General features: G+C 44.3%; 4 protein-coding genes. 3 read left to right on the forward strand and 1 reads right to left on the reverse strand.

Going from position 1 to position 13773, the window contains the following annotated elements; genetic code table 11:
• Positions 1-118 precede the first annotated feature (118 nt).
• Positions 119-12139 (forward strand): SwmB domain-containing protein, encoded by a 12021-nt coding sequence (locus O9334_RS06195; RefSeq protein WP_287999676.1) that lies wholly within the window; start codon positions 119-121, stop codon positions 12137-12139.
• A 336-nt stretch (positions 12140-12475) separates the two neighbouring features.
• A complete protein-coding gene (locus O9334_RS06200; protein ID WP_152607003.1) occupies positions 12476-13015 on the forward strand; it encodes a PEP-CTERM sorting domain-containing protein in 540 nt (179 codons plus the stop codon).
• A gap of 254 nt (positions 13016-13269) precedes the next feature.
• Here O9334_RS06200 and O9334_RS06205 read toward each other — a convergent pair whose 3' ends face one another.
• Positions 13270-13611, reverse strand: coding sequence for an alpha/beta hydrolase family protein (locus tag O9334_RS06205; RefSeq protein WP_045359122.1), 342 nt, complete (start codon positions 13609-13611; stop codon positions 13270-13272).
• 31 nt (positions 13612-13642) lie between these two features.
• Between O9334_RS06205 and O9334_RS06210 the strand changes: the two genes are divergently transcribed.
• Positions 13643-13773, forward strand: a 131-nt coding sequence (locus O9334_RS06210; protein ID WP_272079660.1) for a helix-turn-helix domain-containing protein, incomplete at its 3' end; no start/stop codon positions are given.

Below are 13773 nucleotides of genomic sequence, written 5' to 3' on the forward strand. Positions count from 1 at the left end.
CTGTACAGAAGCTTCAGCAATTTTGATCGCTACTTCCCGACAAGTCTAGTGTTCAACCTAACCACGCTAGTGGAATTCAAACTTAATTGACCTTAACCCTTCTTCAAAGTTTTTAGTCATGTCTATTAATCTCGCTTCCAGTCTTTCGGCTATCACCACTGACTCTACCACAGGGGTTACTCATATCGTTTGGGCTGATAATGGCAATATTTGGCACGCAGTCTATGACAATAATTCGGAAACTTGGAAAAATGCCGAAGCTATTGCTTTTACGGGTACTGAACCTGTCACCAGTCTTAATCTCGTCGCTAGTGGTCAGCTGATTGATGGGAGCAATCCGGGGTTAGCAGTGGTATGGCAACAGGGAAATCTGAATGATAGCGATTTTTTCTATACCGCCGCCCAATACGACGAGAATGCCGATTTACAATGGTTAGATACTCCTCAAACTCTCACCTCTGATCAAGTGGGTGATTTAGAACCTACCGTTACAGTCAATGATAATGGCGAAGTAATCGTTATCGGTTCAAAGGTTAACTTTGATAATGTTGCGAATCTCAGCATCAAAGAAGATACCGACTTTTACACTCAAACCTTTAGCGTTAGCAGTAGTCAATTCTCTACAAGTACCAGTAATGTAATACCTACTGCCCCCTATTCCCCTCAATTAACGAATAATGGTGTCGTTAATCCGGGGGTTTTAAGCAATGCTCAAAGCACAACTCCAGCGGGACAATCAGCCACAAAAGCCAATAGTTTAAGTATTAGTAGCGACGAAACAGGAGAAGAACAGGCACAACAACCTTTCGGCTCATGGAATGCCCAATTATACTTTGCTAGTAGTTTGTTAAAAGATTGGGAATTGATGAACAGTGTGCCTAGCAGTGGCTTTCTTCGATCGATCATCAAACCCTTTTTGGAAAATTTCGAGCTTGTAGGTACATTGTCAGGCGGGACAACTTTTGGTGGAGAACCATCAATTTTTTTACAAACAAATGCACAGCTAGAATGGGAATCCCCCAAAGAGTTAAAAAGCCCTTGGAAAAATACAACCGGATCTGAGCCCACAGTTGATAATCAAGGTAGTGATATCTTTGGTAATTTATTTGCCGATGATACTAATATACCATCAGCCTCTACTGCAACAAAAATACGGGGAAAAAGTCCTATTACTTTTGGATTTGACCTAGATTCTAAGTATAGCTTTTCTAACAATTCACCCTATGATTTGCTTGATATAGATAACGTTTTAGGCATAACCGCTTCCGTAAAGTTTCCGATTATACCAGCAGAGGAAACCGCAGGATTTTTTACCTTAGATGCCACGGGTAGTGTCGGTATTAATTTTAACCTTTTGGGGACACCTATTCCTGGACAAACCTATTCGCCTCAAACTTTGTTGGCAGGACTAGGTGATTTGGGAAAAGCGATAGGTTCAGGTGCTGGTGCCGACGCCTATATACTACTGATGAATCTAGCGAAAGAGGGAACAACTGAGGGTAGCGGTGCTGGAATTCTGGCCGCCGATATAGCGATTGCTGTAGGGGCAAGCTTCGCCGCTTTTATCAATGGCACGACCCAAGGATTAGATAACCAAGGCTCGATTAGTTTTCCTGTGTTGACTACAGGAGTAGTCGGTAAGGCTCAAATTCCCCATGTACCAATTCTGAGTGCAGATATAAACGGTGGTGTCGAAACTGCTTTTAACTTCGGTATTGGAAATACAGATAATACTATCTCCCTAACTTTTCCCGTTGGTTTAGAGGTGAAGATAGGTCCTTTAGGATTAGGTTTTAATTTCAATCCGGGTTGGTCTTGGAATGTTTTTGACGGCAATAAAAACTCTAGTAGTGACAGTGACTCCTCCTCAGTAGCAAGTTCGGCTTCTTTGGCGTTAATGGCTTCTACCACTAGCGCCAGTTTAGCTGGTTCTTTGATTACAGTGGACTTCGGCACAAATTTAGCTGCACTTCCCTCCGCGAGTGACTTTACTGTCAGCGTGACGGATATTAATGGCAATATTACTAATGTTCCTGTTTTTGGTGTGGTAGCAGGTGCGAGTTCTAATCTCGTTATTTTACAGTTAGAAAATGCCATTCCTACCTCAGAAAATCTCGATTACACCAGTTCTGACAATCCTACACCCACTAGCAATAATGTCTCTCTCAATTTTGTAAATAATGAGGGGATCACGGATACGGATGGCAATACGATCGAAAATATCTCTGATTTAGGCGTTACTAATAATACTCCTAACTCCCTTGCTTATCAATACAATCCCACCAGTGGTAACAGTCAAAACTATATTAATCCCACCCTCCTTCTCGCTTTTAACACTCCGTTAGATACGACGGTTAGTCCTGATCTTGCTCGATTTACCGTCAAATCAGGAAGTACGGTCTTATCCATTACCGATGCGAAGGTAACTAATAATGGTGTGTTATTAACATTTGCCTCATCGGTGACGAATCAGTCTCTACAAAATGTCACCATTAGTTATAACAATAGTAGTTCTTTAGGTAGTAACCCCTTAGAAGATAGTAACGGAGATTCGATCGAATCTTTTACCATTCAAAATGGCGTATCTGCCCAAGTCTCTCAGTCATCTGTCTTCATTTCAAACAACAATTCTAATCTGACATTCTCCGACACTGTTGCAGATTATACCGTCACCGTTACCAACTCTGATGGTACAACGGTGAATGATGTCCAGGTACAGAGTGTTTCTGTTTCCCTCACAGGGAATAATGTCTTTTTGAGTCTCAATCAGAGTGTATCTCCCGATCAAATTGTTAGCATAACTTACAACAGTCAAAATATTAGCTCCTTAGTAACAGGGATTACCCCGCCTGCTGTTACAACTTCCTCCCTCATAGCAAATATTGAAGCGGATTTAGGACAAGATAATGCGCCCTTCATTATTTCTGGTGGTTCATCTCCTTTATTGGCATGGGTTGCGGAGGTTCCGCCTCTAGAACCGATCTCCGGTTTTGTTAACGGGGAACTTGTCACCCTGAATTTTATCGACGATCTAGGCAATGGCACTGATGTTCCTACTGCTAATCAATTTATCGTCACCGATAGTGATGGTAATACCTATACCGTAACCAATGTCAAAGTTAATGATAATAGTCTGACTTTAACTCTTGGTACCGCGGTGAGTGGAGACACACAGTTAAATCTTAGTTACAATCTTTCAAATCCCACCAGCAATAATACTAATCTATACATTGATAACTCCTTTACTAATACGACCCTTTGGGTTAATGAATTTAGTAATTTTGCCCTGACTAACACCACTAATAGTAGCAATCCCCCCGTTATATTGGGGGCGGGTGCGATCATTGAAAATAATACCAGTAATCAAATTACCCTCGTTTTCGATCAAAGTTTAACCGATAATGGTGTTACCAATAGCGACTTTACTGTAGAAAGTAATGGACAGGTATTTACGATACTTGGGAACGTAAATACTACTGGCAATACGGTTATTTTAACGGTTCAACCCCCAGAGGGTGTAAATCTCATCGGTAATGGAGACATCGTTACAGTAAGTTATACGGGTAATTCTTTATCTGGTACTAACGGTAGTGTGGCTAATTTTAGCAATCAACCCGTTATTACATCCCCTAGCACTCCAACTACTGTTATTAAATACGCTCTACTCAATTCTGCTGATACTAACCTAGTTAGCAGTATTAGCAGCATTCCGGGGACAGGAGGCTTTAACTTTAATCCCGTAGGGGCTTATGACTCCACTAATAGTATTACCGTGTTAGTCTGGTCTAATGCTGATGCTAGTGATATAAATGCGAACCTTGTACCTGGCGAATTTTATACCGACAATGAAACTACCTTAATTAATGAAAGTTTCAATCAATCTGACGTTTATTACTCTATCTATAGTGGAGGTAGTTGGACGGTAGCCGCTGCCATAGCACAACAAGAAGGCTCGGAAGGCAAAATCGTCATCGGCTCTGGACCGAATAACGAATTGATGGCCGCATGGATTAACTATAATAATAAGGGCGAATCAAACATTTACTGGTCAAGCCTTACTTATAATAGTGGGGAGGCAAGTTGGAGTAGTCCTGAAATTCTCTACACTGACGCAAATCCTGATCCCTCAACAGAGTTAAGTATTGTCACCATTAACGGTAAGCCAACAGTTTTATGGACAGAAACTCAGGCTACATCCTATAGTCAATTAACCCAAGAAGAATCTCCTCTACTTTACTATCGTCTAGCGGAAACCAGTGGTACAACCCTTGTCAATGAAGGTATTTACGGGGCTGGCGGTAATGGTACTTATAGTGGTTCAGTAAAATTTAATGAGGTAGGTGCGTTAGAAAATACTAGCACTAATCAGGGTGATCCCAATCCTGCCGTATTGTTTAATGCAGGCGATAGTGCCACTTCCGTCGCCATTCCCTTCTCTGGTATTTCTTTTAGCTTAGAATTTTGGTTTAAAGCACCCTCTTTATCCTCAAGTTCGATAGAATTACTATCAGTTAGTGACCTGGTGAGTATAAGTCTCACCAATACAGAGTTATCTTTCAATCTCAACGGAAATATCTTAAACTCCGGTGGTTTTACTCCTAGCGCTAACCAATGGTATTATGTGGTTGCCAGTTATGACGGAGAAACCGATACTGCTACCCTTTATATTAATGGTCAACCCTCGGTCTCTCAAGAGAATTTAGCCTTAACTCTCCCGAACAGTGCCACTGTCAGCCTTGCTAGTGCTTCTAATACCAGTGCCGTCTATTTAGATGAGGTGGCTTTTTATAGTCAAGCCTTAACCTATAGCGAAACTGGTGATATATCGGATTTTGGCAATTTAACCCCTTCTCAAATTTCTCAAATCCTATTTAATACCAGTCAAATAGGCAATAAATATAATTCTCAATATATCGCTCCTTTACCTGCCGGACCAAATACCAACTATGTAACTTATAATGGTAGTTCCTGGAGTGTGCCTAGTGTTATTGATCCTACCTACGAGCCCATCGCCACTCAACTATCCAATGCTAATAAACCTGAATGGGATGTGACTTCTTACACTACCGCTAACAGCAGTGGCTATGTAAATCCTAACGGTAATCCTGATATTTATTTACCCCTCAATTTATCGAATCAGACTACAGGTAAAAAAATAACTTCTATTGTTGTCACTGCTACTAATAGTAATGGCGATACTATCACATGGAGTGTCGGCAATACCACTACCACTACCACTGAATATCAATTAGCCGTAGTACAAGGGAATAAACTGCTTAATCCTGTTAATCCTGATGGTAGTTTTGAATATACAATCTTGTCCTCTAATGTGGACTTAGATTTATTTATCGATGGAGGAGGTAATAATTACTCTAACTTTAACTATTCTATCAATGGTAATACTCCCCAATCTATCACTCCTGGAGATGTCACCAGCCAACCCACAACCATCAACTCTAACCAAGTATTAGGAACAGCCACAGTCACCGAAGCCAATGATTCTTCCCTTGCTTTAATCGATAGTGGTTTTATTATCAACACCAATAATCCTAGTATCGGTTATTCAATTCTGTATGCTGACTTTAACAACGATGGTAAATCAGATGTAGCAGTGGGAAATCGGGGCTATACTAACACCTCAGGCGTCCCACAATCAGGAGGGACAATCCAAATTCTCTTTGGTGGTCAAGCAGTATTATTAAACAGTGAAACCAATCCCTTAACTACTACCGATTTAACTGGCAATCCTAACGGTGTCTTGATTACAGGTTTAAGTGATACTGGACAAGCAAACGGCGATTTTCCTTTCAGTATGGCCACAGGAGATGTCAATGGTGATGGTTATCAGGATTTAGTCATTGGTGATCCCAATGCGAATGCAGTATATGTGGTTTATGGCTCTAATAATTTAGAAGGAACCAGCATTGATGTCACGAATTTAACTAGCAGTCAAGGTTATGTAATTAATGCCCCCAGTTCAACCAATATCGCCTTTGGTTATTCCGTGGCGGTGGGTAACTTTAACAGTAACGCTCAATCTAATGGCACTTACGCCAGTGGTACTAAATTTGATATTGCCATCGGTGCGCCGGGGGCAAATAATGGCAATGGGGCGGTGTATGTTGCCTTCGATGGTAGTTCAACCTATTCAACTATTTACAATTCCACTAACCAGGGAGAGTTAGCAGGTTATAGCCTTGCGGTTTCCTCTCGTACACCTACTTCCACTACCTTTACTAATAATCAATTTTCCGATGATTTGATTATCGGTGCGATCAACTTTCAAGGAACGGTTACTAATCAATGGACTGGTTTGGACGGACTTCCTAGTAATACCAATCAAAATAATAGTTATCCCTCCACCACCCAAGCCGAATTGGGGGCAGTCTATGTCTATCAAAGTAATGGCACAACAACATTAACGCAATATGTGAGTTATACCGGTCCCAATCTTCCCTCCAGTAATGGTACACCTAATAACATCAATGCGGGAAGTGCCTTAAATAGTAGTGACTTAGATGGTGATAGTAGCAATGATTTAGCCATTTCTGCCCCGGGAGCAAGTAATAATAACGGTGTCGTTTATGTTCTTAAAGGAGGAGTAAGTGCCAACAGTAATTATCAAAATCTTGGCAATGTATCTAATCTAGGTATTGTCGGAGGGCTTATTTCCAGTCAAACAGGGGCAGTTATTACTTCTCCTGGCGATGTTAATGACGATGGTTATGCAGACTTTTTGATTACCGCACCTCAGGGTGCAAACGGCACTGGTCAAGGTTATGTGCTTTTCGGACCGCTTGATCTCGGTGACATTGGTACTATTTTTGACCTCAACATTACCGCTACTGATAGTAAAACCACCTTCTTACTCAATGGAGATCAACCTTATCAATTAGTGGGAGCCGCCGCTAGTGGTATTGGGGATGTGAACGGTGATAAGGTGGATGATTTAATGATTAGTGCGCCTAATGCGGGACAACTCTACACTATTTATGGTCATCCCTGGTTAGCGGACGATGGCAGTATTAAATTAGCCGATATTTCCGGTGATAACGGTTTTGTTATTGATGGCGACTTATACTCCGTAGCGGTAGGAACCCAAATTTATAACCTCGGAGACGAATCGAGCGCCGCTCCTGCCTTTATCAACAATAACGGCACTTTTTACCTCGCCTATGTGGAAAAGGGGGGTAATCAAATTTATCTGACCACTAGCAGTGATGCCGGGCAAACCTGGACAAGCGCAGTAGAACTCCCCAGTGGTATAACTACCAGTCAGTCCCCATCCTTAGCTTTTTATAAGGGGACGCTTTATCTGGCTTATGTGGGGACGAACAAACAAATTAATATCACTTCCAGTACTGATAACGGGCAGAGTTGGAGTAGCCAATACAGCATTGATCAATTTTCCAGTGCTGGAGTTTCCCTAGTGGTGTATCAAGGCCAGTTGATGGCGTTTTTTGTCGGCACCGAGTCTAATAGCGATATTCTTTACGTTTACTCTGATAATCCTCAATCAGGAGCTTCCTGGTCAACGGATTACACAGTCCCCAATCCGGGTGGTGGTAATCAAACTGCCAGCCAAGCCGTCAGCGCCACCGTCATGGGCGAAACGCTTTACCTGGCCTATCGGGGTGGAACGGTAGGTAGCGGTAATAACTATTACGTCACTAACACCAGCGGTTCAAATTTAACGAACCTAACTTGGAGCGTATCGGAACTGAGCGGCGCAACTAGCGCCAGTACAGCGCCTGGCATTACCAATGACGGCAGTCAACTTTACTTTACATATAGCAATAGCAGTAGCGATCTTTACTATCTGACTTCTAGCAATGGAACCAGTTGGTCTGGGTTAAACGAGATTGATTTCCAAACCAGTAATTATCTCCCCGCTCCAGCTATTTTAGGGGGTCGATTGTATCTAGGCTATACTGGCACCGACTCCGAGGCTGACGTATATGTCACCGCCCTTAGCGGTAGCCAAATTCTGCTAGGAGCAGGTAATGATGTCGTTATGTTGGGGGACATCAATGGGGATGGTTTTGCCGATGTGCTGGCCGGAGGCACCATTAACGGCAATGGCGCTGTTGTCACTTTTGGCTCTAGTACCCAAAATTTACTGGACGCAGCGGCGGGAACCGATGAGTTAATTATTAATATTTCCAATAGCGGCTTGATTCAAAGCGTTGCGTCCGCAGGCGACTTTAACGGCGACGGATTAGCGGATTTTGGGGTGGTAGATCAGAATAATAATTTCTATCTGATTTTAGGTAACACCAACCTAGGCCCCCAACAAACCTTAAGCCTGAGCACCAGTAGTAATACTAGCCTGACGGAGATAGGGGATTTTGTTGCTGTAGGGGACTACAACGGCGATGGCTATGATGATTTGTTATTGTCATCCTCTAATGGTGGGCAGACACTTTACAAAGGTAACAGTAGCGGCGCTCTGAATAGTTCTGTCACCTTTAGCGCTAATAGTAATACCGTCTTTAATGGCATCGGCGATGTGAATGGCGATGGTTTTGGCGATATTGGTGGTGGCGATCCCAATGGGAATGTGATCAGTCCTAATGCCACTGGGAATGGACAGGCTACAGTTTATTTAGGTAATGGTTCTGCTGGTTCCGCTAGTAGTAATAGCACCAATATCACGCCTCCTTCTGCTGCAATTTCAGGAACATTAAATAATAGTGACTGGAGCTTTAATGGTCTTGACGACACTCCTGTATTTTCCCCTTCCTTTGCGGTGTTTAACGGCTATTTATATATGGTCTATAACACTACCGAGGTAAACCCTATCACTGGTATTTTTACTTACAACTTCTATATTCAAAGAAGTGCAGATGGTTATAACTGGGAAGGGCTGACCAGCTTAGGGAGTAGTTTTGAAAGTGTGAGCCAAGCTTCTCTAGCGGTTTTTAATAACACACTTTACCTTGCTTTCACCGCCACAAATAACCTGGTCATTGTTACCCCGGCAACGACTGACAGTAGTAGCGATTTAGGCTTAACCTTTGACAGCACTAATTCCATCAACGCTGGCGGCAATAAGGCTCCTACTGGCATTGGCCCGACCCTAGCTGTTTATGACGAGGATCTTTACCTCTTTTTTGCCGCCAATAATAGTACCCAAACGATTCTCTATACCACTTCTAGCGATGGAAGCACTTGGTCGAGCAATGGCACGGTCACCAATAGCTCTGGCAATGCTCAAGAAACTGACAATCGCCTGGGAGTAGCAGTGGATGGGGATAATTTATTGGTGAGCTTTGTCGGTAACGGCAATAAAAATGTAAATGTCGCCACCTACAACGGAACCTCCTGGAGCAGTAACCAGGTTTCAGGTCAGACGTCGTCATCGGGGCCCAGTCTTTTGTCGGTGGGAGATACGCTTTACCTTTTCTTTAGTTCCGGCAACAGCAATGATCAAATTCTATATTTGACCTCTACCGATGGGGGTAGCACCTGGAGCAGTACCCTCAATAACATTCCAAGCCAAACTACCATTGATCGTCCTTCCCCCGTCTTTTTCCAAGAGAGTATCTTGGTCGGTTATGCAACAACGGGTACAACGCGTATTGGTATCGCTACTTCCAATCCCATCTACGAACCGAATCAGACTCAACAATTCGGTGAGCAACTGCAAAATATCGGTGATTTTAACGGCGATGGTATTGCGGATTTTGCCGTCCTAGCTCCTGGCTTTTTCTCGAATCTCGGCAGTTGGAATAATAACCTGCTGGAAAATAACCAAGGAGCAGTGTTAATTTTCTACGGCTCCACCAGCGGCTTGAGTAGCAGTTCCACCCCTGATGTGGTGCTGGCGACCCCGGCTCCGACCGCGTCCACCAATGTGGCTAATAATCAAGCGTTGCTATTAACCCAAGTGGCACCAACGGGAGATATTAACGGCGACGGCTACGATGACCTAATTATTGCCTCCCCCAATACGGCTCTGGATAGCAGTAACACGACCGATGGTACAGCCTTTGTCGTCTTTGGTGGCGGGGAATCTCTCTGGGGTAGCACCTATTCGGCCAAGTCACCCTTTGATTTAAACAGCTTAAGTAACAATCAATCTAATTCTTCTACGGGTAACTCGAATACCAGCGGCTTTGTAATTACCGGTTTACCCGCATCTCAAGCCGGAATTTCCCTCAGCGGTGGTGGGGACGTAAATGGCGATGGCTTTAGCGACTTTATCATCGGCGCTCCGGGAGATGCCGATAACCTGACCTACGTGATCTTTGGTAGTGACTTTAATGAAACTGTAACTCAAACCGGGACGATCGGCGATGATAGCATGATTGGCACGGCAACGGGTGAAAGTTTCCTAGCCGGGGAAGGAGATGATCAAATTTATACTAACGGCGGTATTGACGTAGTTTACGGCGGACCCGGAGATGATTTTGTTACTGTCAATGATACCTATTTCCGTCGTTTAGATGGTGGTACTGGTACAGATGTGTTAAGATTCGAGGGTTATAACGGACAAGATTGGGATTTAACTACCCTTTCCCCCGGTAGTCGTTTACGCAATTTTGAGATTTTAGTCACCGAAGGTTATGGTGCAAATACCCTTACCCTTAATTCTCTAACCGTCACGCAACTTTCTGATAACAACACTGTCACGGTGGTAATGGATGCCAATGATACCCTTAGTCTCAGTAGTGATTTTAGTCTGAACAACGGTACAGTCTATCAATATAATCAGAAGTTCGATCAATATACCTCCAATACCTCCGCCGCCACGGTTTTACTTAATCGCATTGTGCAAACAGGTACAACTAATGTTATCACCGTCACGAAAAATGCACCCACAAAAAACATCCCCACACCTAACTCGACTTTAGAAGTAGCCTCTGTTAGTGCAGAAACCATGACATCCTATAGTGTCGGTGAATCAGGTGATAGCACGGCTGGAAGTTTTGCTAGTGCGGTATTTAGTCCTACTGCTAGTAATCCTAATGCCCCTACTCGCATATTTGTGTCTAATCCTAAAGCCAATGAAGCCGATGGAAAGGTAGAATTTACCATCCAACGCACAGGGGATTTAGACAAATACGTCTGGGTAGATTACTTGACCCAGGATGGGGGTGCCAAGGCGGGCAATCGCTATACGCCTGTTGCGGGGCAGGCAGTATTTGCCCCCGGGGAAACCACCCTCACCGTTACCGTACCCATTCCCGATAACGGTAAATACGTCGGCAAGCGTAAATTTGGGTTAGCGGTTACCCTAGAAGGGGAAAGCAGCGATCCAAACCTAGTACCCGATGCCTGGCAAGCGGCGGTCGCAACCCCCAATGAACAGATCCGACGCTGGAAAAGTATTAACGGAACAGAGGGGAATTCCGTCGTGTTTGACATCACCAGCACCAATAGTACGGATCGGATAGCCACCTTCGATCTGGATTTAGATGGTCTGGTCGTGCCTGTGATTTGGAATCCTGCCACGGATAGCTACGTGAACATTCCCTTTGCCAACGTTAACGGAATCAGCAAATTGCAAGATGTTGACGGGAATGGCTTGAACGATCTATATGGTATGCAGTTCCAGGATGGTGGACCCTTCGATGGCGATGAAGTGGTTAATGGCTTAGTGGCGCTGGACTTTCAACTAGCCCAACTGAAACCCGTTGAGGTACCCACCACTGGGGGACGCATTGCGGGAACGGAGGGGAATAATTATTTCAACGCCCAAGCCAGTAGCGGCACCAATCGCCTAGAGGGACTAGGGGGGATTGATGTACTTGTTGGCTCACCCCAACGGGATGTGCTGTTAGGCGGTGCGGATAATGACCAACTTTTCGGTTATGGGGAGGTTGATCAATTATTTGGGCAAGCGGGTAACGACATCCTGGATGGTGGTAAGGGGCTCGACTTGCTCTATGGTGGCACCGGGGCAGATAACTTTGTCCTGCGGGCAGGAGATGGATCCGACCAAGTAATGGACTTCAACGCCACGGAAGGAGATCTCTTCGTGCTGGAAAACCTCAGCTTTGGTGCTCTCAGTTTTAACAACAATCAAATTCTGTCGGGTACCGATGTTTTGGCGAGCGTCACTAATGCCGCAGGTCAACCCGTGACGGATTTTGCCAACCATCCCCAGTGGTTTGTCACGATTGTCACGATTTAAACAACGGGGGGATTTCTTGTTGGAATTAAACGGCATTTTTGCTCTGAGAATCTTATTTAGGGCTGGCTGAAAATTACTGGAAGCCTTACTAGAAAACGGTTTTGGCACTTTTTTAGCCCAAAAAGTGCCAGAGACAAACGTTGAGAAATCGAGCCGAGGGACTCAAAACCCTTGCACTTTCCGGAGGCGAACGCAAAGGGTTCCGCTTCCAGGCACACAAGGTCATTCTGTTATTCTGACTTCCTCTCCTGACGACCGACTCCTAACCCCACCAACAAACTTTTTGCCGCAAACCCTATTTACTTTTTTGTTGTCCTCTTATTTCTTGTATTTCCCATGACTCAATTTCTCAATTATCCTCGTCATTTTGCCATTGTTAGCCTTATGGGAGCATCCCTTCTCGGTGCTACTTTAACCACGAATCCCGCCCAAGCGTTGACCTGGAGCGTGGATACAGGAACAAAAACTGATACTAATCTATTGATTTCAGGTACATTCACCATTGATGATGAATTAGCCAATTCCCCCAAGATAACTTTCAGCAATGTTACCGTTGATGGTTTTACTTTTGGCGCCAGTAATGTGTTGTCAATATCCAATACAGCAGGGATTGGTGTGACGGCGATTGACTGGAGGGACGCAGGCAGCAACGTATTGTCTTTTGTCTTTAGTAATCCCCTAACCCCCAGCGGTGGAATGATTCTGCTCAATGAAACCGTTAGTGTTTATACACCATTTGCTTCTCCTTTGCCGCAAGCGGTATCTGGAGCGGTCAGCCCGGCCGGAGCGGTTCCCAAGGTGCCTGAACCCTCAACCTTGCTGGGAACGGGAATAGCCGTTGCTCTTGGGGCTATTTTTAGGCTTCGGCGGGGCTAAATGCTGTATGCCGGAACCGAGATAAGTATTGTAATTAGTAGTCTTATGTATAGTACAATCTAGAAGGTTACTGAAACCTATTAGACCTCAAAAGCCTAAGACTATTAAACTTGCCGCGAAAATCGGGTAACATACGCATCCTTGCCGTTGGGCTGATCTCCTGGCGAAGCCTAGTCGGTCATTAAATGGATAGCAACTCTGTCCAGTACAAGCAGAAAGGTTTAATGATAATTTTTTGCCTAGAGCTGCGCTCTCTACCCGACCATCCCCAACCCGCGACCATTTCCCATTTCCCACCCATTCCCGAAAGTCACGAGAAGATCATTCAACGCATCCATATCGCCATCCATTAAAAACGCGTCGTGACCGTGCGGCGAGTGCAACCAGAATAATGCCGAATTGGGGATATATTTCGCCAACTCCTCTTGTTCTACGGGAGGATAGAGAAGCTCCGAATCGATCGCCACGATCGCCGTCGGTTGATCAATTGACTGTAAAACCGATGGGTAACTTTTTCCCGTCCGCGTGACATCATCGAAAATTTTGGGTCTGAAACCCCGTCGTTCTACGACGGCTTTACTGTTAAATATGAGCATCGTTTACAAAATATATACTAGAATGTGAGGTATGGAAAAAGCCTATTCGTTTCGATTTTACCCCACACCCGAACAAGAGTCGCTATTGCGGCGCACATTGGGCTGTGTAAGATTAGTTTACAACAAAGCTCTCCACGAACGAACACAAGCTTGGTACGAAAA

This window comes from Microcystis sp. LE19-8.1F, assembly GCF_027531715.1.
Lineage (GTDB): Bacteria > Cyanobacteriota > Cyanobacteriia > Cyanobacteriales > Microcystaceae > Microcystis > Microcystis wesenbergii_A.